General features: G+C 63.8%; 19 protein-coding genes. 10 read left to right on the top strand and 9 right to left on the bottom strand.

The window, feature by feature from the left end:
- Window positions 1-1,119, bottom strand: coding sequence for a PDZ domain-containing protein (locus SJY18_RS00985; RefSeq protein ID WP_396668100.1), 1,119 nt, complete (start codon window positions 1,117-1,119; stop codon window positions 1-3).
- A 172-nt stretch (window positions 1,120-1,291) separates the two neighbouring features.
- On the opposite strand from SJY18_RS00985, the gene SJY18_RS00980 reads away from it, so the two are divergent.
- Complete coding sequence (locus SJY18_RS00980) at window positions 1,292-2,665, top strand: zinc-dependent metalloprotease (RefSeq protein ID WP_337338429.1); 1,374 nt, start codon at window positions 1,292-1,294, stop codon at window positions 2,663-2,665.
- Between the two features lie 759 nt (window positions 2,666-3,424).
- Here SJY18_RS00980 and SJY18_RS00975 read toward each other — a convergent pair.
- The gene (locus SJY18_RS00975) at window positions 3,425-5,197 is read right to left on the bottom strand and encodes an ATP-dependent helicase (protein WP_337338227.1); all 1,773 of its coding nucleotides are present in this window, start codon (window positions 5,195-5,197) and stop codon (window positions 3,425-3,427) included.
- Window positions 5,194-6,108, bottom strand: a complete 915-nt coding sequence (nudC, locus tag SJY18_RS00970) for an NAD(+) diphosphatase (protein WP_396668099.1) — start codon at window positions 6,106-6,108, stop codon at window positions 5,194-5,196. Before nudC ends, SJY18_RS00975 begins: the two co-directional genes overlap by 4 nt.
- Before the next feature lie 122 nt (window positions 6,109-6,230).
- Between nudC and SJY18_RS00965 the strand changes: the two genes are divergently transcribed.
- Entirely contained in the window at window positions 6,231-7,580 is a 1,350-nt protein-coding gene (locus SJY18_RS00965; protein WP_396668098.1) for a phosphotransferase, read from the top strand.
- Window positions 7,581-7,604: 24 nt separating this feature from the next.
- Here SJY18_RS00965 and SJY18_RS00960 read toward each other — a convergent pair whose 3' ends face one another.
- Together SJY18_RS00960 and SJY18_RS00955 are read right to left on the bottom strand one after the other, a co-directional pair.
- Complete coding sequence (locus SJY18_RS00960; RefSeq protein ID WP_396668097.1) at window positions 7,605-10,934, bottom strand: ATP-dependent DNA helicase; 3,330 nt, start codon at window positions 10,932-10,934, stop codon at window positions 7,605-7,607.
- Window positions 10,931-14,056, bottom strand: coding sequence for an ATP-dependent helicase (locus SJY18_RS00955; protein WP_396668096.1), 3,126 nt, complete (start codon window positions 14,054-14,056; stop codon window positions 10,931-10,933). Before SJY18_RS00955 ends, SJY18_RS00960 begins: the two co-directional genes overlap by 4 nt.
- Before the next feature lie 163 nt (window positions 14,057-14,219).
- Between SJY18_RS00955 and SJY18_RS00950 the strand changes: the two genes are divergently transcribed.
- Entirely contained in the window at window positions 14,220-14,444 is a 225-nt protein-coding gene (locus SJY18_RS00950; protein ID WP_337338232.1) for a DUF3107 domain-containing protein, read from the top strand.
- A gap of 11 nt (window positions 14,445-14,455) precedes the next feature.
- Window positions 14,456-14,746 carry a hypothetical protein gene (locus tag SJY18_RS00945; RefSeq protein ID WP_337338233.1) on the top strand — a complete coding sequence of 97 codons (291 nt, stop codon included), beginning with the start codon at window positions 14,456-14,458 and terminating at the stop codon, window positions 14,744-14,746.
- A gap of 20 nt (window positions 14,747-14,766) precedes the next feature.
- Here the strand turns inward: SJY18_RS00945 and SJY18_RS00940 are convergent, their stop codons facing one another.
- On the bottom strand, window positions 14,767-15,480 hold the full coding sequence (locus SJY18_RS00940) for a ferritin-like fold-containing protein (RefSeq protein ID WP_337338234.1): 714 nt from the start codon (window positions 15,478-15,480) through the stop codon (window positions 14,767-14,769).
- A 187-nt stretch (window positions 15,481-15,667) separates the two neighbouring features.
- Between SJY18_RS00940 and SJY18_RS00935 the strand changes: the two genes are divergently transcribed.
- Together SJY18_RS00935 and SJY18_RS00930 are read left to right on the top strand one after the other, a co-directional pair.
- Window positions 15,668-17,119 carry a DEAD/DEAH box helicase gene (locus SJY18_RS00935; protein ID WP_396668095.1) on the top strand — a complete coding sequence of 484 codons (1,452 nt, stop codon included), beginning with the start codon at window positions 15,668-15,670 and terminating at the stop codon, window positions 17,117-17,119.
- Window positions 17,120-17,203: 84 nt separating this feature from the next.
- A complete protein-coding gene (locus SJY18_RS00930) occupies window positions 17,204-17,638 on the top strand; it encodes an SHOCT domain-containing protein (RefSeq protein ID WP_337338236.1) in 435 nt (144 codons plus the stop codon).
- A gap of 34 nt (window positions 17,639-17,672) precedes the next feature.
- On the opposite strand, the gene SJY18_RS00925 is transcribed toward SJY18_RS00930, so the two are convergent.
- Window positions 17,673-18,536, bottom strand: coding sequence for a PHP domain-containing protein (locus SJY18_RS00925; protein WP_337338237.1), 864 nt, complete (start codon window positions 18,534-18,536; stop codon window positions 17,673-17,675).
- A gap of 89 nt (window positions 18,537-18,625) precedes the next feature.
- Here SJY18_RS00925 and SJY18_RS00920 point away from each other — a divergent pair, with 89 nt between their 5' ends.
- The 3 genes from SJY18_RS00920 to SJY18_RS00910 are packed head-to-tail and all read left to right on the top strand — an operon-like array spanning window position 18,626 to window position 22,893.
- On the top strand, window positions 18,626-19,648 hold the full coding sequence (locus tag SJY18_RS00920) for an endonuclease/exonuclease/phosphatase family protein (RefSeq protein WP_337338238.1): 1,023 nt from the start codon (window positions 18,626-18,628) through the stop codon (window positions 19,646-19,648).
- Between the two features lie 39 nt (window positions 19,649-19,687).
- Window positions 19,688-21,094 (top strand): aminopeptidase P family protein, encoded by a 1,407-nt coding sequence (locus SJY18_RS00915; RefSeq protein WP_396668094.1) that lies wholly within the window; start codon window positions 19,688-19,690, stop codon window positions 21,092-21,094.
- Entirely contained in the window at window positions 21,091-22,893 is a 1,803-nt protein-coding gene (locus tag SJY18_RS00910) for a gamma-glutamyltransferase family protein (protein WP_396668093.1), read from the top strand. Before SJY18_RS00915 ends, SJY18_RS00910 begins: the two co-directional genes overlap by 4 nt.
- On the opposite strand, the gene SJY18_RS00905 is transcribed toward SJY18_RS00910, so the two are convergent.
- Both SJY18_RS00905 and SJY18_RS00900 read right to left on the bottom strand, forming a co-directional pair.
- Complete coding sequence (locus tag SJY18_RS00905) at window positions 22,853-23,569, bottom strand: alpha/beta family hydrolase (RefSeq protein ID WP_396668092.1); 717 nt, start codon at window positions 23,567-23,569, stop codon at window positions 22,853-22,855. The genes SJY18_RS00910 and SJY18_RS00905 overlap by 41 nt on opposite strands.
- Complete coding sequence (locus SJY18_RS00900) at window positions 23,566-24,273, bottom strand: general stress protein (protein WP_396668091.1); 708 nt, start codon at window positions 24,271-24,273, stop codon at window positions 23,566-23,568. Before SJY18_RS00900 ends, SJY18_RS00905 begins: the two co-directional genes overlap by 4 nt.
- A 39-nt stretch (window positions 24,274-24,312) precedes the next feature.
- Here SJY18_RS00900 and SJY18_RS00895 point away from each other — a divergent pair, with 39 nt between their 5' ends.
- Window positions 24,313-25,605: a magnesium transporter MgtE N-terminal domain-containing protein gene (locus SJY18_RS00895; RefSeq protein ID WP_337338242.1), complete on the top strand. Its 1,293-nt coding sequence runs from the start codon at window positions 24,313-24,315 to the stop codon at window positions 25,603-25,605.
- Window position 25,606 lies beyond the last annotated feature (1 nt).

Raw genomic sequence — 25,606 nt, 5'->3', positions numbered from 1 at the left:
TCACTCGCACGTGGGCAGCGCTGCGTCGTCGCCTCCGCTGGTGACCGTCTCGAGCGCTGTCAGCGCGTCGTCTAGCGTCTCCACCGAAAACACCTGCAGTCCGTCGGGCACATGGTCAACCACTTCATCGCAGTTGTCGATGGGTGCCAGAAAGTAAGACGCCCCGGCATCGAGAGCGCCCCAGAGCTTCTGGCGGATCCCGCCGATGGGTCCCACCTCGCCTGCTGCCGTAATCGTGCCTGTTCCCGCCACGATCTCGCCACCGGTGAGCTCTTCGGAGCTCAGCACATCGATGATGCCGAGCGCGAACATCATTCCCGCACTCGGTCCGCCGACGTTGTTGAGTTGGATCGTCACGTCGATCGGAAAGTCGTAGGCCGTGGTGAGAGTGACGCCGATCAGCCAGGTCGACTCGCCATCGATCTCGGTCTCCTTCGGCGTGATCTCGACACTCTGCTGCTCGCCGTCCCGCTCGATCAGAAGGCTCACCGCAGCGCCCTCGGCTGCGTTGATGACCGCCCGCAGCGATGTGGCATCGGTCACCACGGTGCCATCGCCCTCGAGAATGACGTCGCCGACCTCAAGCACACCTTCGGCCGCTGATCCGTCGACGAACGAGTGCACAGTCAGTGCAGCGCCGACGTCGAAACCGAGCTCGCTGAGCGCAGCCGCCGTCGCTTCCTGCTGCGAATCGACCATCATCGCGGCACTCTCTTCGTTGCGCTCCTCGGTGGTGGTGCCCTCTGGAAAGACACTGTCGATGGGCAATACCGCTTTGGTCTCGTCCGCCCACGCGAAGGCAAGCTCCACCCACGACGGTGTGCGCTCCCGATTTCCGACGACTTGCACAGTGAGCAGATCGAGCGCGCCGTCCGTCGGATAGGTGTCGGCCCCCTCGACAGAGATCAAGGGAACTTCCTCGCCGTCCGCGGAAGTCGCTGTTCCCAGAGTGTTGTACACCGGCCCCGGGCGCTGGATCACATACGAGGTGGGAAGAAAAGTGATGATCAAGAGCACGACCAGCGCAATCGCCAATGCCCAGATACCGGCTTGGGTTGCCCGCGACACGCGTCGCCGTGGCAAGACTATTGGCGTATCGTCCTCGTGGAACAGGGTCACTGCGGACCTCTCTCATGCTGGGAGTTCGCGATCGGCGTAAGGAGATCGCGCTCTCAGCCGGGTAGTGCGATGGATGCTGCGACTAGCGTAGGACCTGACGAGATCGACCAGCTGAAAGGCGACTGAAGTGGCACAGGACGATCAGAACCCAGAAGACGAATTTCAAGAGCTCATGCGGCAGCTTCTGGGCGGTGAAGGCGGTGGTCTGAGCGCCGAGCAACTCGAGCAGCTTTCCCAGATCACCGGTCAAAACGTTGACCCTGCCATGATGCAGAACATCATGGGGCACCTCAAGAGCGCTTTCGCCAGCAGCGGCGAGATCGACTGGGAGCAGACACGCCGAGGTGCGCTTCATATTGCCAATCAAGACGGACTGGCCATCACCACGGGTCAGCGCGGCAACCTCGATCAGGCGTACGCCCTCGCCACGCTCTGGTTGAGCGAAGCGACGGCCATCTCGCAACTGGCCGCGCCGCCGCGAGCGATCACACGCGGCGAGTGGGTTGAAGCCACGCTTCCGGTGTGGCAAGAGCTCGCCGAACCGATGGCGACGAGCATTGCCGATGCACTGACGACCGCGCTCAGCGATCAGGCTCCCGACGACATGCAGAACCTCGTGCAGGGAGCAGGCAAGCTCATGCGCGGTGTGGGTGGCGCGCTGTTCGCTGGTCAGCTCGGCCAGGTTGTCGGCAACCTGTCGAAGGAGGTTCTCAGCGGAGGTGACGTCGGGATTCCACTGATGCCCGATGGCGATTCCGCCGTACTCCCCCAGAATTTCGCTGATTTGGGCGCCTCGCTGGAGATTCCCGATGACCAGGTGGCGCTGTATATCGCGACACGCGAACTGGCGCACGCCCGGCTCTTCCGGCACGCACGGTGGTTGCGTCTGCACGTTATTTCGCAGGTCACCGAGTACGCACACGGCGTGCGAGTCGACACCGACGCTCTCGAAGACCTCGCGAGCCGGTTCGACCCCTCTGAGCCTGAAGAGCTGCGCAGCGCGCTCGAAAGTGGCGCGCTGCTGCCCCCTCGCTCCGAGACTCAGAACGCAGCGTTGGCCCGCCTGGAGAACCTCCTGGCCACCATTGAGGGCTGGGTCGATGTCGTGACAGCCGACGCTACGGCCCGACTGCCTGCCGCCGACAAGATCGCCGAAGCGGTGCGGCGACGTCGCGCCGTCGGTGGCCCCGCTGAACGTGCCCTCAACTCACTGGTTGGTCTTGAGCTGCGCCCACGCCGCATGCGCGAAGCAGCAGCCATGTGGCGCACCCTCACCTCCGCCGTTGGTGCCGCGGGGCGCGACTCTTTGTGGGACTACCCCGACTTGATGCCCACCTCTGCCGACATCGACGACCCCGCGGGCTTGGTCGCGCGACTTGAGGCGACCGCTCGAGGGGATGAGCCGGCGACGGACGACATCGATGATGCCTTCGCCCGTTTGCTCGCCGGCGACATGCCATCTGCGGCGACGGGCGGCGAAACGCCCGACGGCGGTGCTGATCCTGACGATGAGCCAGGTAGCCCAGACGACCACCGTCCGGTGTAGCGCCCTCCTCCCCAGGTTTCTGTTTCTCGCGGATCCGTCCCCAGGGCTCCCGTTCCGTCCTACGGGCTGGCTTCGAACGACACAATCGGCACATGCTGATGATCGACCCCGCGTACCCACCGCTGTGGCGCGATGAAACCACGCTGCAGTTCGGATTGCCGGCCGTAGTGACGGTTCGTGATCCGTCGCCGTGGCAACAGCGACTCATCAGAGCACTCGAAGGCGGTGTGGCACAGGAAGCACTTGAACCGATGGCAAACGTGATCGGAGCTCCGGCACACAGCGCGCGTGACTTTGTGACCACGATCTCAGCGGCACTAGCGCCGTCGACGCCTCCCGCCCCCGCTCAGGTTGCCGTGCTGTCGAGCGTGAGTCTCACCCACGACGAACTGTCGATCATGGCGTCGCACTTGAGCACGGCCCGCACTCACCTCAGCTCGTTGGGCACCGACGGTCTCCGGCAAACCCCCGAGGTCGACATTGTCGTCGTGGTCGCTGCCCACATCATGGACCCGCGCCTAACCGCCGAGCTCATGGCGGGCGATGTCGTTCATCTGCCGATCGTTCTCAGCGGTTCCGGCGCTCACGTGGGACCGGTGATCGTTCCTGGAAAAAGTGCGTGCATGATGTGCATCGGGTTGCACAACACCGACGCCGACCCTGCTTGGCCTGTGCTCGCCGCTCAGCTCACCGCTCGCTCACTCAGAAACGCCGAACCTTCTGTGCTCGCAGAAGCGGCGACAACCGCCGCCCGCATGCTCAGCGCTCACTTCGCCGAAGCGGCGCCCCCGTCGTCCGTCGCGATTCGGGTCGACTCTGTCCAGCGACGCGCCTACTCGCACCACCCTCACGCAATGTGCCAGTGCCAATCTCTTTCAGAAAACGTGACGGCTGGCGATCTCTGGAACCGCGCGCCCATGTCAGAGCGAGACTACGCGCGGCCCGCGTGATGCCGACGTATGCGAGCCTGCGCTCTTCATCGATGTCGTCGAAGGTCGTGGCATACGAGATCGGCAGAAGCCCCTCGGCGAAGCCGATCAGATGCACGTGATCCCATTCCAGGCCTTTAGCGGCGTGGAGCGTCGCGAGCGTCACCGTGCGAAGCGAAGGCTCGTCATTCGACTTCGCACGCGCGACAAGTTCATCGGTGAAGGTACGCAGGGTCGTGCCCGGCGGCGCTTCTTCGGCAAGACGCAGCAATGAAGCGCGAGCCTCCCACGTATCACGCAGCGCTCCGCCGGCCTCAGGCGGATCGTTCGTGAGCCCGAGGGAACGCAGAACATCGCGGACGGTGTCGACGAACCCATGTTGCATCGGCGCGACCGAAGCGCCACGCAAGGCCAGCACCGCCTGTCGCACCTCGGGAAGATCGAAGAACTTCCGACCCCCGAGAACGCTCGACGCCGTGCCGTTCTTGGCAAGCGCAGCGGCGATCTCAACCGACTGAGCGTGAGATCGATAGAGAACCGCAATCGCTCGCGGGTCGATCCCATTGGCGATCTGCGCGCGAATTCTGCTCGCCACTTCGCGCGCCTCGCCCGCTTCATCGTCGAAGGCCGTCACTGTAGGCATTGTTGTCGCTGCCACCGCATCGCTGGACTGATCACCGGCCGCCGTGAGATGCAGCGCTCCGGGGCGACCCTTCATCAGTTCGTTCGCGACGGCCAGCACAGCAGCATCCGACCGATAGTTCGTCTCAAGGCGAACGACTTTTGCGTTCTCATGGGTCTTGTCAAAGTCGAGCAAGTACCGCGCGTCCGCGCCAGCGAATGAGTAGATCGTCTGGCTCGCGTCTCCGACCACGCAGATGTCTCGACGCTCTCCCAGCCACAACTCGAGCAGTCGATTCTGCAACGGCGAGACATCCTGAAACTCGTCGACGGTGAAGTGTCGATACTGCTCCCGCACTGATCGGGCAACATGAGGCTCAGCCTCCAGCATTCCCGCGCACGCGAGAAGCACGTCTTCAAAATCCAACTGCCGACGTTCATCTTTGAGCTTCTCGTAGGCACGTTGGAGGTCGACCACTCGCTCAACCGACAGCCGCCCGATCCCATTGGGATGACCAGCGGCATACTGCTCGATGCTTCGCATTTTTACTTTGCGCCATTCGATGGCGCTGGCAACGTCGCGCAGAGTCGGGGTATCGAGACTGATGCCGATGCTGTCAGATGCATGCGCGAGCATACGCACCTTGTTGTCGATGATGCTCGGCGCGGTATCACCCGCGAGGGTGGGCCAGAAGAAGTTCAACTGCGCCAGCGCAGTGGCGTGAAACGTTCGTGCGGATACGCCTGACACGCCCAAAGCACGAAGTCTGCCCCGCATCTCACCGGCCGCCTTCGCGGTGAAGGTCAAGGCCATCACCCTGCCTGGTGAATAGGCACCCGTGTCTACGCCATGGGCGATGCGGTGTGTGATTACGCGGGTCTTGCCGGTGCCTGCGCCAGCGAGTACCGCCACCGGGCCTCGCAACGTTGCTGCTGCCTCACGCTGTCGCTCGTCGAGGCCGCTGAGAGCCGCCGCGTTCATGGAGCACCCTCGCACCAGTCGCGAATCAGCGCGTGCGCGATCGAAGCGCCACCCGGCAACAGCAGCTCGCTCGTTCCGGCCAAGCCCGCGCGAATCTCATCGCGGGTGAACCATCGCACCGAGAGAATTTCCTCACCGTCAGCGAGCGCGTCGGCATCGTCTGCGGCCACGGCAACGTAGCCGAGCATGAGCGAACGCGGATACGGCCAGGGCTGTGAGCCGCGGTACGTCAACGAGGCGACGCGGATGCCTGATTCCTCGAAGACCTCTCGGTGCACCGCAGCTTCAGCGGACTCTCCCGCTTCAACGAAACCCGCAAAGCAGGAAAAACGGTTGGGCTCCCACAGTGCGTTGTTTCCCAGCAGCAGACGGTCAGGGTCAACGCTACTGGTCACCGCGACGATCACGGCCGGGTCTGTGCGCGGAAAATGCTGCCGCCCGCACGACAGGCAGCGTCGCGACCAGCCCCCGTCGCGTACTTCGGTCTCGGCACCGCAACCAGCGCAGAAAGGCGCATCCCACAGCCAGCGGCCTACACTCAGCGCTGTCACGAAGGCGTCAACGTCGTCGGCGTCAAGCGCCCCTGCGATACGTCTCAGGCTCACCCAACCGCCTGCTGCGGTGAAAGGCGGTTCGCTTCCCTCGGCGAGCACGGCGGTCAGCGCCGCATCCCCCGTCGACGTGCGACCAAGGAAAGCCCACTTCGCATCGTCGAGAGCGATATCGTCGCTGCACCAGATGAGACGTCGCTCACTGTCGAGCGGAGCAGTGTCTCCTACGAGAACCAGCACGCGCGTGGTGGCTGCCGAGCGCATTTCGGCGAAGTCACCCACGCTCGCACGGTCGGCTTCAGCGCGAGAGAGCATCGAGGTGTGCACTGGCCGCAGCCACGAAGTCTCGGATGTTGTCATCGCAATAACTCTCTCCTGCAAAGCTCACCCGTGCACCCTTGGATTCGCGCAAACAGGGTGTGACTGCATACGCCAGGGCGTGGCGCAATGGTTGTCACCGGCACCCGACCTACCCTTGGCACATGGCACGATCACCACTCACTCTAGCCGCGTCCGTGACATCGGCACTTCCCCTCGCAGGCGTAGTACGAGTCGGTGCTCTGACCGAGGGCGAAGGCGCCCGTTTCGACTCCGCAATCGCGGAACTCGACGATGGCCGCAGCGTTGTGATCCGAGTTCCGAACGATGAGTCTGCCGCTGTCGAGCTGAGCGCCGAGGTGGCGGCTCTACGTGCGCTCACGGCCGGCGTGCGCAGCTTGTTGCCCTTCCGTGCACCCGAACTGCTTGGCGAGACGACTCTTGACGGCGCACGTGCCGTGGTTGTCGACTATCTGCCTGGATATCGGGTTGACGCCGCAGAGCTGCCTCCCGGACGCGGCGTATCAACCTCGCTTGGCGAGGCTCTCGCCGCCGTTCACGCTTTGCCTGTCTCGATCGTGCGCGCTGAGGGGCTCCCGGTGCGAATGCCACAGCAGGTGCGCACCGATGTCTCGCGCCTGCTCGACCGCGCCGAGACCACTGCACGCGTTCCAGACGGCTTGCTCGCGCGTTGGCGGCGAGCGTTGCGCGCAGAATCAGTGTGGCGTTTCGAGTCCGCCGTCGTGATCGGGGGCGGCGGGGCGGCCTCGTTCATATTTGACGACGTCGACGAGGTTCCTGAAGTGACGGCCTTGCTCGACTGGCACGCTCTGGCGGTCGGCGACCCCGCGGCTGATCTGCACTGGCTTGCATCTGCGCCAGATGCGGCAGAAGACGTCTTTGCTGCGTACGTTGCCGGCAGCGACCGAGCACCTGACGCACTGTTTCGCGCCCGCACCCGCCTTTACGCCGAACTCGAGTTCGCCAAGTGGCTGGTGCACGGCTACGACACCGGAAGCGACGAAATCATGAGCGATGCTCAGTCGTTGCTCGAAGCGCTCGACGCCAGCACGACGGGCGATGAGATCGTGCCGAACGTCGCAGCAGACGTCGACGGAACGCTCGCTTTTCTCGACAACATGCCCTCAGCCCAAGGCGGGGTCGACACGTCGATGCAGACCGACGCGTATGACGCCGAGGAACTCGCTCAGTGGGTGGCTCGCGAAAACAGCGAGTCATCGCACGCTGACGACGCCCATGAAGAACCAAGCGTGCTCGACGACACTGAGACCTCAGATCACTCAGCGACGGCGCCCATCGATGTCGATGAGATGCTTCGCGAGCATCGCGCATCAATGGAAGCCAGCGACGATCTCGCCGCGCGCAACGAGCAACAGGCAACGCATGCGGCTCCCGCTGAGGCGCCGCGGACTGATCCAGAGAATGACGATGCGCACGCGGCCGAAGCTGAGCGCGCCTCTGACGCAGCTCTTCGCCGCTGGCTCTCCGAGTAGGCGCACCCCGGCAGTCGCGCCTCTTCAGTTGCGTACTATGACTCCGTCCGCGACGTAGTAGAGCGCAACGTCGATCTGCTCGATGGGTACGCCGTGCTTGGCGTGGTACGCACGTCGGTACAGCTCGAGTTGCAGCATCCGTTCCTCACGTTCTTGCTCTGACTTCGGTGAGCGGCCCGTCTTCCAATCGACGATTTCAATTCGATTTTCGCGGTCGACGCGGCGATACACCGCGTCAAGCTTGCAGATCACGACGTGTGGGGTGCCGTCGAGATCGGTCTCTGTGAAATTGATCTCGGTCTCTACTTCAATCGGCGTCAGCGATGCCCATTCTGACGCCAAGAAGTTCGCGCGCAGAGCATCAAGCGCGGCAGCATCTTCGACGGATGCGTCACTGTCGACGGTGTCTTCGTCGCTCTCCCACAGGGCATCGTCAATGGAGCCGCCCAGGCCCGACCGACCCGAGCGATGTTCGACCCAGGCATGAAAGAGCGTGCCCAAACGGGTCTGTCGAAACGGCCGCTCGGGCAAAGGCCGTGCGAGTCTGGCCAATGTTCCCTCATAGTCCGCGACGAAATCCTTGTATCGTGAGGCCGCAATTCGTGCCGGGGCGATTCGACGAGTCTCCGCTCTGCGAGACTCACGCTCGGCAAGCAGCAGCGCAACATCTTCGTCGGGGACCGGTCGATCGCGCTGCATCGCATCAGAGACCTTCTGTGCTGCAGCCAGCACTCGCGTTCTGCGCTCGCCCAACGGGTCGATTGGCCACTCCAGCAGGCGACGCTCACCGGAATATGGGTTCTCGCCAGGCGCCTGATCAGATACCTCGACGTCGAGCGAGCCGGCAACTTCGGTGAAGAACGTGCTGGGTGCCCGCGCTGTCTTGGTGCCAGACCAGAACGATCCGCTCAACATGAGGTGATCGCGCGCACGAGTGATCGCGACGTACGCAAGGCGGCGATCTTCCTCGAGTTGACGCGAGCGGTTCTGCGCCACGAAGTCGTCGATAGCGGTCTTCAACTCCTGTTGCGTGGGCGCGTCAGCGGCGCTCCACTGCAGCCGTGGAAGCCAGGGAGCATCGCCACGAAACTCATAGGGCAGTACGCCGAAACTCAACCATGCCTTGGTGTCTCGCGGTGCACTCGGCAGTTCGTCTTTGACCAGTCGCACGACGGCGACCGCGTCCCACTCCAAACCCTTTGAGCCGTGGATTGTCAGCAGTTGAACGACATCGTCTTCGGGCGGCTCGGTGCGCGGAGCAAACTCATCCAGCTGCTCGGCATGATCGAGCCAGGCGAGCAGGCTCGGCAGCGATCCAGACTCATCGGCCGCGAGAAAACCATGAAGCTCATCGACGAATGCGCGCAGCTGTGCCGAAGCGATCCTCGCCGGGCCGCGCGCCGAGTTCGCCGCAAGCTCGATGTCGAGCCGCAACTCACTCTCAATAGTGCGTACGAGTTCCGGAATTGGCGCGCCGACCGCCTGACGCAGTCCTGCGAACACTGCGCCCGCCTCGCGCAGTCGCTCACGTGCCGCCTCAGTGAATCCCGCCAGCCAGCCGTGGTCACTCTTGTGACGCACGATGAACTCCAGCGCGTCGGCGAGTGACCCGCCCTCGTCTCCCGCGCTCGATCTGATTCGCTCCAGAACCTCAGGCGCGAGAAGCTGCAACGCGGCGTCGTGGCGAGCGATGCGGCTACTCAGCGCGGCTAGTTCACGCAGATCTGGCAAGCCAATCGACCAGCGTGGCCCGGCAAGCAGACGGATCAGGGCTGAGCCTGCGGTGGGGTCGCTGATGACACGAAGCGCGCTCACGACGTCAACGACCTCGGGGGTCGAAAGCAACCCGCCAAGTCCGAGAATGCGATGGGGGATGCCACGGCGGCCCAGGGCGTCGCCGAACCTGACCATGTGTTTCTTGCTGCGAAACAGGATGGCGCCCGTTGTGGCACGGCCACCAGCAGCTCGCTCGCGACGCACCTGGGCGAACCAGTCTGCAACTCGCGATGCTTCGGCATCGATGTCGTCGTCGAAGGCGAGCTCGATGACGCCTGCTGGCGCGCCCGGCCGTGGCAGAAGCTCGTGAACCGGCACCGCGGCCGTCGCAGCGAGCGGCTCAAGCACCGCATTCGCGGCGGTGAGCACCTGAGCGCTGTTTCGCCAGCTGGTTCGCAGCGCGAAGTGGGTGCATGCGCTTCCGGGCGAGAACGCGGATGCAAAGCCACCCAGGTTGCCCGCGCTCGCACCGCGCCATCCATAAATGGCCTGGTGTGGGTCTCCGACCGCCATCACCGCGGTGCCGGCGAACAACGACGCAAGCAGGTCTGTCTGAACGACCGAGGTGTCTTGGTATTCGTCGAGCAGCACCACCTTGAACCGATCACGAAGTTCAGCGGCGACCGCTTCATGACTGCCGACGACCTCGAGTGCGCCCGCGACCTGATCTGAGAAGTCGATGACACCGAGGCGACGCTTCTGTGAAGCGTACTCCTGAGCGAGATCCGCGAGCAGACTCAGCGCCGACACACGCTCGGCAGCGAGCGAAACTTCGGCGTAGACGACGGTGCGCTTGTTCGTCGAAGGGCGCTCCACGACCGACGCGAACTGCTCCGGAAATTCTCGCAGCCTGTCGAGGTCAACGAGATTATCCACACCGTCGCGCGCGATGCGCAGCGCAGCATCAACGATACTGCGCACGGCCTCGCCGCGCTGTTCCAAGCGTGGGTCGTCAGAAGCGAAAACTACGCGCCGCATCAACAGCCACGCCGCGGATTCCGACAAGATAGCGACTTCGGCGTCTCTGCCGATTCGCACTGCGTGTTCTCTGACTATCTGATCGGCGAAGCTGTTGTAGGTGGCAACGGTCGGTCGGTGTAGCAAAGCGTCGCTCGATGCCTCTTTCGCGATCGACCCCGTCTCAGCTGCGAGCCCGTCCATCGCGGCATGCCGCTGTTTCGTGGCGTCGGCCACAGTCATGCTTTCCCGCTCAAGCATGCCGAAGATGTCGAGCCGTCCCGCCTCGTGCAACTCAGGCAGCTGAGCGAGCAAGCCCATCGATTCGAACTCTGCTAGCCGGTGCAGCCGCCGCTGGATTCGTTCTGCTAGTTCGCCAGCCGCTTTGCGGGTGAACGTGAGCCCCAACACCTCGTCGCGCCGAACCAAGCCGTTTGCCACCAACCAGACCACACGCGCCGCCATAGTCTCGGTCTTGCCGCTGCCAGCGCCCGCAACCACCAAGGCTGGCGAAAGCGGCGCTTCGATCACTGCTATCTGTTCATCAGTCGGCGGAAACTGCCCGAGCGCAGCAGAGATCACCCGTGCAGAAAGCAGCGGTGACACCGTTGAGATGGTCATGATGCGCTCACCGAACCGATCGTGTGAATGCGGCAGAGCCCGTATGAGTGGTCGTCTCTGCAGTGTTCTTCGTACGGCGCACGAAACGACGTGCCGCGCATTACCCCGGCCGCGTTGCGCACGCGGGTGAGAAACTGCTCACGACGCTCATCATCAAAGGGCGGTTGCCACGGTTCGGCGAAATCCGCCTTCTTCGCGCTCGGCCGCAGCACCAGCAGTTTGGCGCCACCCGATGGCAAATCATCAACTCCCGCAATGGCCCCAGCATCGAAAGCCAACTGGTAGGCGGCGAGTTGCGGGTTGTCCATCACTTTGGCATCGGTCTGCGGTTCGCGCTTACCCGTCTTCAGATCAATGATCACAACGCTGCCCTCGGGCGTGAGCTCGACGCGATCGATGTATCCCGACAAGATCACGCCATGTTCGAAAGAACCCAAGTCTTCGAGAGCAATCGCCACCTCAAAGTGCGGCTCGGCAGTGAGCAATCTGCCACCCGAAGCGTCAAAGCGTCGAAGATACAGGTGAAGCCGCCGCACAAGGTCTTTGGCGCGTGTCTGCTCAGCACGATCTCGCCACGCAGCTTCAAAGTCGAGTTCGCCCCACCGAGCCACGACTTCTGACCATAGGCTCGCTTCGTCGATGCCCTTGGCGTGTTCGAGCGCCGCGTGAATGATCGTGCCAAGACCGGCCGTGGCGCCGCCTGGATCGCCACCCAGGTCGCCGATAACCCAGTTGAGTTCGCACTCTTCGAGAGTATGCAGACGCGACGGTGAGACCCGAATGTCTTCGCGGTTCAGATCGCGCAGCGGGCCTGTAGAGCTCACCGGGGCCACGCCGTACCACTGCTCGGGTGCCGCGCCGGCTACTCGAGCGTCAGCCAACAATGCCAGCTGACCGGCGGCATGTTCTGCTCGTGTCGGTGACAAGGCGTCGACCGCCGCTCTGCGATGCTGCGCGACTACGCCCCGAAGTGAAAGCGGATGATCGACGGTGAAGTGCTCGGCGTCGGGAAGGAACTCAAAAAACACACTCGGCCCGGTGTCGTCATCATCGACGGCAGTCACCACAACCCGCGAGCTCGCTCGAGACATCGCTCGTGCGAGCAAGCGCAATTCGTCGTGCATGGCTTCGCGACGCCGGTCGAGTGTGTCAACCGGGTTTGCCTCGTCTGCGCCCGTGGCAAGCGCTGCGCTCAAGCGCCACGTCTCGAGCACGCTGCCACGAAGCCGCGTGTTCGGCCACACGCCATCTTGAACACCTGCCACGACTACCGTGTCAAACTCCAGCCCGAGCGCACCCGCGGGGGTGAGTACCCTCACTGCGTCGTCACGCGCCGGAGCATCGAGGCGATCCTCGGCGACGTCGCTGTCGAGCAGACCGCGCACGAAGACCCTGGGGTCAGCGTCAAGCGAGCGTTCAACGAAACGCTTCGCTGCCTGAAACGCCGCCACGACGGCGTCGAGGTCGCGATGTGCTTGCTCGGCGAGCGGACCGTTTCCGCGTGCGGCCTCGGCCCACGGCCGTTCGAGGCCGCTGCGCTCCCAGGCTGTCCACATGAGCTCATGGGCTGTCGCGCCCTTGTTCAGGTCGTGACGCAGAACCTCGAGCGTGCGGGCCAGCACCGCTGCGCGCCGGGCCTCCCGCATGTCGATCAGGTCGAACTCGATCGGATTTCGCATCGCCGAAAGCAACAGTTCACGGCCCGATCGCTCCGAGCCTTCCGCGAGCGCGGCATGACGCAGTGCGGCGCGCAACCTTCGCAGGTCGATGGGATCGAGTTGGCCGTAGGCACTCAGCAGCGACTCTGTCGCGTCGTCGTAGCTCCAGTCATCGCGCGCCGCGAGTTCGATCAGTCGCAGCAGATCACGCACAGGGCGCAGTATGCCGAGCGCTCGACCCGGTCCGCTCGCTCGAGCGGGCACGTCTCGAGCTGTGAGTTCTGATTCGAGGGCCGCCACCTGTCGCGAGTCGTGCGCAATCACCGCGCATCGTCCCCACTCGATGCCATCGTGCACGTGGCGTTCGCGCAGCAATCGTGCAATGGCGTCAAACTCCTCGGCAGACGAGCGAAGCAGCAGGGCACGCACCGTGGAATCTGGTGCAGCACCGACGGTTGGCGTGCGGTGCGCCACGACGCCGACCGCACCGATGCGCTGCGTGATCCGCCGCGCCACGTCGTTGTTCCATGCACCGCCGCGGTGCACGTCAGAGAGCACGAACATCTGTCCGAGCAGACCGGTCAGTCTCGCGAAGTTCGCGGGCGTAGCTCCGCGGAACGTTCCTGACCCCACATCAGGGTCGCCGAAAGCGATCACGGCGATGCCGCGCTCACGCGCCGCCGCAATCAGTTCCACTCCCCCGAGCGTCAGTTCTTGGGCATCGTCGATCAGAATCACCTGCAGACGATCGATCGCTTCGATTCCAGCGCCGGCAGTGCGAAGAACTTGCACTGCTTCGCGCACCAGTCCGGCAGCATCGCGATGCGCACCGCGCATTTCGGCGCGCACCTGAAGGTATTCGCCGAAGAACGATGCCAACGACACCCACACCGGCTGATCGTTGGCCACGCCAAGCGCGCGCAATCGTCGCGGATCGATTCCGAGGGTCGTGCACTCCGCGAAGAACGCACGCACCTCTGCCCTGAATCCCGGTGTCGATCGAATCGGTGCGCTCAACCATTCAGGCCAACGGCTCGAAGCATCGTTCTCGTCTTCGGCATCGCCCTCGAGCAGGTCGGCAATGATCTGGTCTTCGTCTCCCCCTGTCAGCAACTGGGGTGGCGCATCGCCCGACGCGACGCTGGCTGCCCGCACCAGCTGGAATGCGAACGAGGTGAGCGAGCGAGCAAGCGGACCCGAAGTGGCGCGCCCCACAGCGAGCGCGAGCTCGTCTCGCAGCGCGGTCGCGGTCTGCCGCGACGGTGTGAGCACGAGCACCGAATCGGGATCAAGCGCGTCATCTTGTTGCGACGTCAGAGCGGCGACCCGTGCGACGAGCGTCGTGGTCTTGCCTGATCCTGGGGCGCCGACCACCACCGCTGAGGTGAACCGATCAAGCTCAGCCACGGCGGTCTGATGTGCGTCCAGATTCTTCTGCCGTCCCCCGGCGCTGCCATTGCCCACACGTCGACCGTAGCCGTCACGTCTGACACGACCGCACCGCCACGCACCGCGCGCGCGTTCGCCCAGAGCGTTCGTATCCACGGGCAGTGCGCGCGTCGGGGTGTCGTAGAGTTGCCATGCGCGCGGGAACCACCAGCGCACCGGCACGAAAGAGGACAGTCACGTGGAGATCCGCATCGGCATCGCAAACACCGGACGCGAGCTCAGCTTCGAGACCAATGAAACGGCAGCGGACGTCAAGAAGTCCGTCGCGAGCGCCCTCGACGCAGGAGCGACGCACGTGTCGTTCACCGACGTCAAGGGAAACTCTTACATCGTTCCGTCTGCGGGACTGGCTTTTGTCGAGATCGGCACTGAAGAGTCACGCCGCGTCGGCTTCGTAGCCTAGGCAGCCCTGCAATGCAGATCATTCTTGCGCTCGTTGTAGGCGCGAGCATTGGTGCTGGCATCCACTTTCTGGTGGGCGATCGATACACCCGTGGCGTCGCAGTTGCGCCCGTACTCGGTGCGGTATCAGCAGTGGTCGCTTGGACGATCCTCACCTGGGCCGGGGTGGGCACTGACAACCTGTGGCTCTGGCTTTCCATGATCGTCGTGCCCGCAGCAGTGACCTACCCAGCGATCGTCGTGCTGGCGAAGCGACGTGTCACCCACGACGCACGACAGCAAGTCACACTTCGGCTCGGCTGATCACGCGACAAAAGAGCCGCTCATGCGGCGAGGCCCATCGCATCCATACGACGCGAGTGCGCCGCCATCAGCTGTGTGAAGACCGGTTCGACCTTTTCTACGTCGGCCGCGCCCAGCGCGCCGGGCCGCAGTGCTGAGCGTGCGATCAGCAGCGTGTCTCCGACGAGCCGCCGACCCCACATAGCCAGAAGGGATCGCCACTCTTCGTCGCTGGCAATGGCGCGACCGATGATCTCGACGATCGCGCCCCGGTCATCGTCTGCCCGCAGAATCTTTGACACACGCGTGCCAGTGTCGCCGTAGCTGGCCGATAGCGACAGGTAGAAGTCGTCGAGCATTCCCGCGGTGATGTGCACCGAGAGCATCGTCTCGAACGCGCGAACTCCGTGCGTGGCGCGACGAAACGCGTCGAGCGATTCGCGGAACGGCAGCATCAGCGCTGTCGGGTCAGTGCCTCGGTGCCTGATCAATGCGACAAGCGCCTCATGCTTCGTCAGCGCGGCTCCGGCAGCTCGTGACAGCGACTCTTTGTCTGCGAGCTCAGGGGTGTGAGCGATCAATTCGCTCAACGTCTCGAAGAAGCCCAATTGCAAGTAAGCGGCCTGCCCTAGAAAGGTATCGACGTCGGGAGCGAGCTCTTCAAAGTCGACGCGAAGCGCGCCATCCTGATCATCTCGCGAGCGCAGTTGAAGCTTTCGTCCCACCTCGCGCCGCTTCCAAAACCAATTCACCACGCCGTTCAGCATACGGCGCGGCGTCCATTCAGCACTCCTCCGCTATTCTGGGGTTCGTCCCGGCGTTGGATCGGGGCCCCCGCGCCTGTGGCAAGAGAGAAGGCGTGGATCGCACTTCCGCCCGCGTGGAACTGACCGCGCCAGGGCATCGACCAGGCAGCATCTCACTGCCGGACAGGCTCACATTGTGACCACCTTCGCCGAACTCGGCGTCGACCAGGACATCCTCGACGCACTCGCTGACAAAGGCATCGTCGACGCTTTCCCCATCCAAGAACAGACCATCCCCCTTGGCCTTCCCGGGCAAGACATCATCGGCCAGGCCAAGACCGGAACCGGCAAGACCTTCGGCTTCGGCATCCCCGTCGTGCAGCGCCTCGGCCTCAACCCAGAGCCCGGCGTCAAAGCACTCATCGTGGTACCTACCCGCGAGCTGTGTGTTCAGGTGTTCGAAGACATCGACATGCTCACAAAGAACCGCGGCACGAGCGTCGTGGCGATCTACGGCGGCAAGGCCTATGAGGGTCAGATCGACCAGCTCAAGGCTGGAGCGCAGATCGTGGTCGGAACCCCTGGGCGTCTCATCGACTTGAACAATCAGCGCCTTCTCGACCTCTCCAACGCCACCGAGGTTGTGCTCGACGAGGCGGACAAGATGCTTGACCTCGGCTTCCTCGCCGACATCGAGAAGATCTTCACCAAGGTCGCGCCCGTGCGTCACACGCAGCTGTTCTCGGCGACCATGCCAGGACCGATCGTTGCCCTGGCCCGCCGGTTCATGTCGAACCCGATCCACATTCGTGCGAGCGACCCCGATGAGGGCCTCACGCAAGCCAACATCGAGCACCTCGTGTACCGCGCTCACTCACTCGACAAAGACGAGGTGATTGCCCGCATTCTGCAGGCAGAAGGGCGCGGCAAGACCGTGATCTTCACGCGAACCAAGCGCGCCGCGCAGCGCCTCGTCGACGAATTGGGCGACCGCGGCTTCAATGCTGGCGCCGTGCACGGCGATATGAGCCAAGAGGCGCGTGAGCGTTCAATGGCAGCGTTCAAGGCGGGTAAGAAAGACCTGCTGATCGCAACCGACGTCGCCGCACGCGGTATTGACGTTGACGACGTGACGCACGTCATCAACCACACCATTCCCGACGATGAGAAGACCTATCTTCACCGTGCCGGCCGAACCGGTCGCGCCGGCAAGACCGGTATCGCGGTCACGTTCGTCGACTGGGAAGACCTGCACAAGTGGGCGCTGATCAACCGTGCGCTTGAGTTCGGCCAGCCCGACCCCGTTGAGACGTACTCGTCGAGCCCTCACTTGTTCAGCGATCTGAATATCCCTGCGGGCACCAAGGGTCGCATCGTGACCGCTCCTCGCGCGCAATCCCCCAAGTCGAACGATTCTTCCTCGTCGAGCCGACCCCCGCGCCGCCGCGGCCGGGGAGGATCGTCGTCGAACCCGACATCCGCCGAAGGCCACGCCTCCGCGACCACCGCGGAGCGCGCCGCAGAGGGTGCAGGCACTCACGATGGCGGCGGCGTCGAGCACCACGATGGCAAGTCAGCACCACGCCGCCGGCGTCGTCGTCGCGGCGGCGGATCGACCGGCACACCGAGCGCCCCAGCAAGCGCGTAGTTCACAGAAACCTCCCAGGCAAGCTAAGGTTGCAACGAGGCGCCGCAGGCGGTGCCGCACGCTTGCATGTAGAAAGGCACAACCGTGCGATTTATTGAAGCTGTCACCACGGGGTACGAGTATCAGGGGTTTTGGGGCTCCTTCTGGGACATCATCTGGTGGTTCCTGCTCATCTTCGTTTTCATGGCGTACCTGTTCGCGCTGTTCGCCGTCATCGGCGACCTGTTCCGCGATCACAAGCTGAGCGGCTGGTGGAAGGCAATCTGGATCATCTTCTTGATCTTCGTGCCGTTCCTCACCTTGCTCGTATACCTGATCGCTCGCGGCAACGGCATGGCCCGTCGCAGTGCGAGTGCTGCGAGCGAGATGAAGGCTGCGCAGGACGAGTACATCAAGTCGGTCGCTGGTGCAACCGGCAGCAGCCCTTCAGAAGAGATCGCCAAGGCGAAGGCTCTTCTCGACGCCGGCACAATCACGCAGGCCGAGTACGACGCGATCAAGTCGAAGGCACTCGCCTGATCTGACGCGCCATAGGTGCAAGCGCCCTCGTCTCCTACGGGTAGACGGGGGCGCTTCCTGTTGCACGGTCGATGATTCGCGCCACCATCTCGTCAGCCGTCGTGTTCTCCCCGGGAAGGTTCGGCTTGCCGAGGCCGTGGTAGTCGCTCGACCCGGTGACGATCAGATCGCGCTCGTCACAGAGTTTTCGAAGTGCGCGCGTCGGAGCGGGGAGATTCTCCCGATGCTCTAACTCGAACCCTCCCAGACCGGCATCGAGCATGGCGTCAACCAACGCGTCGGGCAGCGGGCGCTCGCGCGCCGCGGGGTGAGCGATAATCGGCACTCCCCCCGCAGCCACAATCAACTGCGTCGCAGACAACGGGTCAGGCGCGTAGAGCGAAACGTAGTAGTCGCCACGTGGATGCAGAATGCGGGCGAATGCCTCGGTGCGGTCCTTCACGAAGCCCCGAGAGACCAGCGCGTCCGCGATATGGGGCCTGCCCACCGTTGCTCCGGCGGTGGTGTGCGCAAGAATGTCGTCCCACGTCAGATCCATGTCTCGAGCGATACGTTCAGCCATGTTGCGAGCGCGGTCGAGTCGCGACGAACGGATCATCTCGATGAGCTTTTTCATTGCCGCATCTTCGGGATCGAAAAGATAGGCGAGTATATGCACACTCTGCCATTCGTGCTTCGCCGATAACTCCATGCCAGGAATGAAGGTCATGTCGAGGGATGCTGCCGCTTGCGAAGCTTCAGCCCAGCCCGACGTAGTGTCGTGATCGGTCAACGCCGCCGTACGGAGGCCGTGTCGGTGCGCAGCCGCCATCACTTCCGCCGGAGGCTGCGTGCCATCCGATTGCGCCGAGTGCAGATGCAGGTCGCTCGGACCGTCAAACCGTTGCATTCGGGGCATCTTTCGACAGTAGCGCGCAACCGGCTCCTCTCTGCCTACTCACGCGCGCCACGGACCGATCTCACAGGCTGCTCACGTAGAGTCGCGACGTGCTTCGCCTGCTCGGAATCCTCATCACCGTGGTGTGTGCGATTGCCGTAGCGGTTCTCACCTGGCCGTCGTTCTTTCGTGTCGATCGCATCTACCCGATCGCGCAGATCATCTCGTTTCGCAGCGTGCTTCTCGCTGCTTTCATCGCGCTGACACTGCTGATGCTGCTGGTGGCATTTGTTCGGCCGATGCGTGCCTTCGCCCTCTCCGTCGCGCTTGTCTTCGGTCTCGCATCCGTGGCAAGCGGTGCCATCTTGCTCACACGAGGCGTGAGCGGCACTGATGCACTTCCTGAGCAAACCGACACGAGTATTCGCGTGATGACATGGAATACAGCAGGAGACGCCACGCCGCCCGAGACGGTAGCGAAGATCGCCGTGGCGATGGACGCCGACATCGTCGCCCTACCCGAGACCACCATTGAAACGGGCGAAGCTGTCGCCATCGCGATGCGCGCACTCGATCACCCCATGTGGGCACACCACACTGAGTACGGTGACGATGGGTGGGATGCCAGTTCGACCACCCTGCTCATCTCGCCCGCGCTCGGCGACTACGCCATCATCGAGTCGTCGCTTGAAGGCACCAGCAACACCTCGACCCTCCCCAGTGCCGTCGCGATGCCCACAGATGGTTCCGGTCCGACAGTCGTGGTCGCTCACGCGGTAGCGCCGCGCGAGGCCTATATGGATAGCTGGCGCTCAGATCTGCAGTGGTTGGCAGATCAATGCGCCGACTCCAATGTCATCATGGCCGGCGACTTCAACGCCACCGTCGATCACTTCGGTGGTTTAGGCACCAACGGCGGCACGTTAGGCGATTGCCACGACAGTGCCGTCGACACCGGCAGCGGTGCAGTCGGAACGTGGCCCTCGTCGATCAGGGCTCTCGCCGGAGCACCGATCGATCACGTCATGGCGTCGTCGCACTGGGTGGCCACCGGCTCAGTCGTATTGCGCACGCTCGACGGCTCAGGGTCTGACCATCGTCCGCTGATCGTGCAGCTTGAACCGGCTGAATAGTCCCTGCCTGCGATGCGGTTTGCGTGCGAGACTTGAAGAATGAGCACGACAGGCAACACCAGCACCGAGGCCGCTACTTCCACGACCAGCACCAACCGTCGCCAGCCTTACGGCCAGGGGTTTCTCGACACGATCTCGTCAGGTTGGGCTCAGCGCCCCGCTCACGCCTCCCCTCCGCGCGAGCAGGCTCCCTTCGCTGCCGCCCGTCGCGAATCGCTCTCACGCATGTTTCCCGGTCAGCGCCTCATCGTTCCCGCAGGCGAGCTCAAACAACGAAGCAACGACACCGACTACCCGTTCCGCGCGCATTCTGCTTTCTCGCATCTCACGGGTTGGGCCCGCGACGCAGAACCGGGAGCCGTTCTGGTGTTCGAGCCCACCGGCGAGCGGGGCCACGAGGCCACTCTCTACTTTCGGGAGCGAGCGGATCGCACGACGGCAGAGTTCTACTCAGATGCTTCGATCGGCGAGTTCTGGATCGGCCCTCGCCCTGCACTCGAAGGCGTCGCGTCTGATCTCGCGATCGCGACTGCGCATATCGACGAGATCGAGTATTTCGACGCAGACCTCGTCGTCGACGAGGATTCCACTCTCACTCGCGCGGTGTCTGAGTTGCGGCTCGTGAAAGACGAATACGAAGTCGCCCAACTGCGACTCGCTGTCGATGTGACCGCACGAGGTTTCGATGACATCGTCTCGAATATTCCCGCGATCATCGCGCACGCACGCGGGGAGCGCGTCGTCGAGGGAGTGTTTCACACCAGGGCACGCAGCGACGGCAACACGGTCGGCTACGACACGATCGCCGCATCCGGCCCACACGCGTGCTACTTGCATTGGACGCGCAATGACGGGGCCGTGATGCCCGGCGACCTGATGCTCGTCGACGCCGGGGTGGAAGTTGACAGCCTGTACACCGCCGACATCACACGCACCTTTCCGGTGAACGGCACTTTCACCGACGTGCAGCGCAAGGTATACGAGGCGGTGCGTGAAGCTGCAGACTTCGCCTTCGCCTCGGCACGCCCCGGTGTCACGTTTCGGTCGGTGCACGATGCGGCTATGACAGTTATAGCGGCCCGTGTCGCGGAGTGGGGACTTCTTCCGGTGACGGCTGAGGAAGCGCTCGAACCCGATAGCGGTGGTCATCACCGCCGATACATGGTGCACGGCACCAGCCACCATCTGGGTATCGACGTGCACGATTGCGCGCAAGCCCGACGAGATCTCTACTATGACGGCGTGCTCGAACCTGGAATGGTGTTCACCATCGAGCCAGGGCTGTATTTCCAAATCGATGACGTCACGGTGCCTGAGGAGTATCGCGGGATCGGCGTGCGCATCGAAGACGATATCTTGATGACCGTCGATGGCCCCGTCAATCTGTCTGCGGCGATGCCACGTACCGCCGACGAAATCGAGGCGTGGATCGCGCGCCTCACGTGAGTTTCACCGCTCCGTCGCCGTTCACCACCCGCCCGACCCTGTCGGGCACGTTCGGCATGGCCGCATCTACGCACTGGCTTGCCAGCGCGACGGCTCAAGCTGTTCTGGAACGCGGTGGCAACGCCTTCGATGCGGCGACGGCTGCGGCCTTCGTCTTGCACGTGGTCGAGCCCCATCTCAACGGTCCCGGGGGCGATCTGGTCGGAATCATTCAGAAAGCGGACGCTGACGAACCTCGTGTGCTGATGGGACAGGGCCCGGCCCCGGCCGCTGCCACAATCGAGCACTATCGCACTGAGGGCCTTGACCTTGTTCCGGGAGCTGGTGGCCTTGCCGCCGCTGTTCCTGGCGCCGTCGACGCGTGGCTGCTGCTCCTGCGCGACCACGGCACGTGGGAACTGCGTGACGTGCTGGCGTACGCAATCGGCTACGCCCGCGACGGGCATCCGATCTTGGCGGGCGCCGCGGCAACAGTCGCACGCGTGGCCGACCTGTTTCGCAACCACTGGACCACGTCTGCTGACCTGTGGTTGCCGAACGGTGTGCCGCCTCGACCCGGCGAGATGGTCTTCAACCGAGCGTACGCAGACGTGCTCGATTCGCTCAGCACCGCGGCGTGCACGGTGAGCGACGAAGGACCGATCGGGCGAGCCGCACGAATTGACGCGGCACGCGACGAGTGGAAGACCGGTCTCGTCGCTCGTGAAGCATCGACGTTTCTTGCGACGCCGCACCGACACTCTGCGGGCAGCCATCACGCTGGCGTCATCGCTCCTGCGGACTTCGCCGCCTTCGATGCCAGCTTCGAGCCCGCGATCACGATGCCGTTTCGCGGCTACGACATCGCCAAGCCCGGCGCCTGGTCTCAAGGGCCAGCTCTGTTGCAGACTCTCGCAATGCTCGACCCGCTGAATGACGATTCGCTCGATCCCTCGCAAGAGCGCGGTGCGCACACGGTCCTCGAGGCGCAAAAGCTTGCTCTCGCAGATCGCGACGCATGGTTTGGTGACGCCGAGGTTCCGGTCGACGCTTTGTTCGACGCCGACTATCTCGACTCGAGGCGCAGCCTGATCAACGAAGCGGCCTCACACGAGTTTCGGCCTGGATCGCCGAGCGGTCGTGCGGGATTCGCTCCCCCACTGCGCACCTCTGACGAGTTCGCGGCCGACGTTGCAACCGGCGAGCCTACCGTGGCGCGAAACGGCGACACGCGTGGCGACACCTGCCACCTTGACGTGATCGATCGTTGGGGGAACATCATCTCTGCCACTCCCTCCGGGGGCTGGCTGCAGTCCTCTCCCACTATCCCCGCTCTCGGCTTCTGCTTGGGCACGCGACTGCAGATGACATGGCTCACGCCGGGCTACGCGTCGTCGCTGATGCCAGGGCGACGGCCGCGAACGACGCTCACCCCGACGCTGGTTTCGCGCAACGGCGCGCCCGCGTTCGCAATCGGCACGCCGGGTGGCGACCAGCAGGATCAGTGGCAGCTGTTGGCCCTGCTGCGAATGATCGTCGGTGAGTACTCGCCGCAGGAAGCCATCGATGCTCCCGCTTTGCACACCACCGCAATGCCAGAGTCATTCTGGCCGCGAACCTGGACTCCCGCAGGGGCCGTGGTTGAAGATCGCCTCGGCGACGCATTGATCGCGGGACTCGAGCGCCGTGGTCACCGTGTCACGAGAGCGGGCGACTGGTCGTTGGGGAGGCTGTCTGCTGTCGGGCGCGATGCTGCTTCTGGACTGCTCTGGGCTGCTGCTAATCCCCGTGGAATGCAGGGCTACGCGACGGGCCGATAGCCCGCATCCACGGCTCAATCAGCGCAACGAGGCCCGCGGCGATCTCGTCGGGGGAACGCTTGGCGCCCTTGACCTCGAACGAATGCCCGCCGCCTGCGATCCACTCGAGCCGCGCGTTCTGGCATGACGCCACTGCTGTCTCGAGCTGCTCGGGAGGATCAACGAACGGATCGGCTGTGCCCGAAACGAACAGCTGCGGTTGGGCTACACCCGCCAGATGTGCCGTTCGCAGTTTCGAGGGTTCGCCCGGCGGGTGCAGCGGATAGCCCAGATACACCAGGCCCGCCGGATCGATCATGCTCTCGGCGGCGGCCATCGACGCCATGCGGCCACCGTATGACTTGCCAGATGCGAAGAGGGGCAACTCGCCCGTCGGCGTGAACTCGGCGATAGCAGCCCAGGTGGCTAAGGCGTGCGAGGCGGGGCCTGGCAAGCGGCGCCCTGCCTGCGAGTAGGGAAAGTTGAATCGCACGGTCGCGATCCCGGCAGCATGGGCGGCGGCGATGAGGCCGTCGAAGAATGGATGCTGCGCGTTGCCACCTGCTCCGTGTGCGACAGCGAGCCAGGCCCATGCATTCTCTGGTGCGGCGTGCCATGCCGTCACCGACGCAGTGCCCTTCGGAAGTGAGACCGCGACGAGAGATTCGATCTCCGCTATCGGGGCGTCGTGCGTCATGCGCGATCCGCGTCGTGCTCCGTCGGCTTGTCGTGCGTCGGAGCAGCATCTGAAGTTGGATCAGTGGGCCCGGTGATGCGCTCACCATAGCGAGGTGGCTCTTCACTCTGAGGTCGCGCCTGCGGAGCAGGCCGAGGCTCGGAGACTGGCGGTGTCGGGGCCGTTTCAGGCGCCGACTCTTTCTTGGCGCGCGAACGCTTTTGAGGCGCCGGCGCGTTCACCTCTGTAGCAGCGACTCCCCCAGCCAGGGCTTGCCGTGCTTTCTGAAAGCTGGCCGCCGCGACGGTGATCTCGTATTTGTCGGCCACGACGGTGGTCACCGACGCAAATGGTCGGCGACGCCGCACGAATGCGAAGGTGACCAGGCTGAGCATCATGCCGATCGCGACGCCGACAAAGAGCACCCCGACGAGCGCCTGTACGGGAACGTCGGTGGTGCCGAGCAGCAGAATCGCTGAGAAGAGCACACCGAGCAAAACCCCGTTGATAGCGCCCGATCGCGCCGCGGTGGCATAGCCGAGCCGCCCTGTGATGCGTTCCACTGAGCGCAGGCCGAGCCCGACGATGGCGATGTCACGCGCCGGCACCTCCGCAGCGATCAGGGTGGAGACCGCCTTCTGGGCTCGCTCGTAGGTGGGAAACGTCACGAGTGTCTGGCCGACCTCGTCGACTCCCTGGGGAAAGCGTCCGCCGATCATGGTCATGTCTCTATCCTCCCATGCGGGCACGACTACGCTGGGTTCGTGAGCACGCAAAGGGTATTCGTTGCGCGTCTGTCAGGTTGCGCCGTCTTCGACCCCGTTGGCGACCGCCTCGGCAAGGTGCGTGATGTCGTCGTCATCTATCGCAAGGACGATCCCCCACGCGTCACCGGCCTGGTCGTTGAGATTCCTGGCCGTCGTCACGTGTTCGTTTCCATCGGCCGCGTGATCTCGATCGAGACCGGGCAGGTGATCACCACCGGACTCATCAATGTGCGTCGTTTCGAGCAGCGCGGCGGCGAGGTTCGAGTGATGGTCGAGTTGCTGGGCCGCAAGGTGTACTTCGGAGATGGCAGCGGCACCGGAATCATCGAAGATGTCGCGATCGAGCGCAACCGTCTCGGCGAGTGGGATGTGGGCCAGCTCTTCCTTCGCCTTCCCAAGACGAGCGCATCGCCGTTTGCGAAGGGGCCGACAACCTTCGCGCAGTGGGATGACGTGCGCGAGCAGAGCAACCCCGGCGAAGCGCAGTCGGCAGAGCAGCTGGTAGCTACCTATTCAGAACTGAAGCCTGCCGATCTCGCCAATACCCTGCTCGATCTTCCCGAAGAGCGTCTCATCGAAGTAGCCGAAGAGATGACCGACAGCAGGCTCGCTGACGCTCTCGAAGAGATGCCCGAAGAAGAGCAGGTGCACATTCTCGAGGCGCTTGGCGATGAGCGCGCGGCTGACATCCTCGACGCAATGGAGCCCGATGATGCTGCCGATGTTCTTGCGCAATTGCCGGAAGAGCGCCTCGAAGAGCTCCTCGACCTCATGGAGCCCGAAGAAGCAGAGGATGTGCGCGCCCTGCTCAAGTACGGCTCCGACACAGCGGGCGGCCTGATGACCAGCGAGCCCATCGTGCTTTCCGCTGATGCCACTGTCGCGGAAGCGCTTGCGCTCATCCGCCGTCACGAATTGCACCCGGCACTGGCCGCCGCCGTCTTCGTCACACTGCCGCCATACGAAACCCCCACCGGACGACTCCTGGGCACGGTGCACTTTCAGCGCATGTTGCGTTATCCCCCGCACGAACGACTAGGCGCGATCATCGACGACAGCGTCGATCCCGTGCCTTCGAGCGCTTCAGCTGCCGAAGTGGCACGTCTGCTGGCGAGCTACAACCTCGTCTCGGTCCCCGTCATCGACCCTGCACGACGCTTGGTCGGAGCGGTGAGTATTGATGACGTTCTGGACTATCTGCTACCCGACGACTGGCGCTCGCACGATGGCAACGAACATCGACGGCAGCCCGTGAGCACCAACACTGCGAGCATCCCGAGGAGGCACTGAC

The sequence above is a fragment of the Microbacterium sp. R86528 genome (genome assembly GCF_044596335.1).
Taxonomy (GTDB): Bacteria; Actinomycetota; Actinomycetes; order Actinomycetales; family Microbacteriaceae; genus Microbacterium; species Microbacterium marmarense.
Note: the sequence above shows the minus strand (reverse complement) of the source record. Positions and strands in the feature narration are given on the sequence as shown.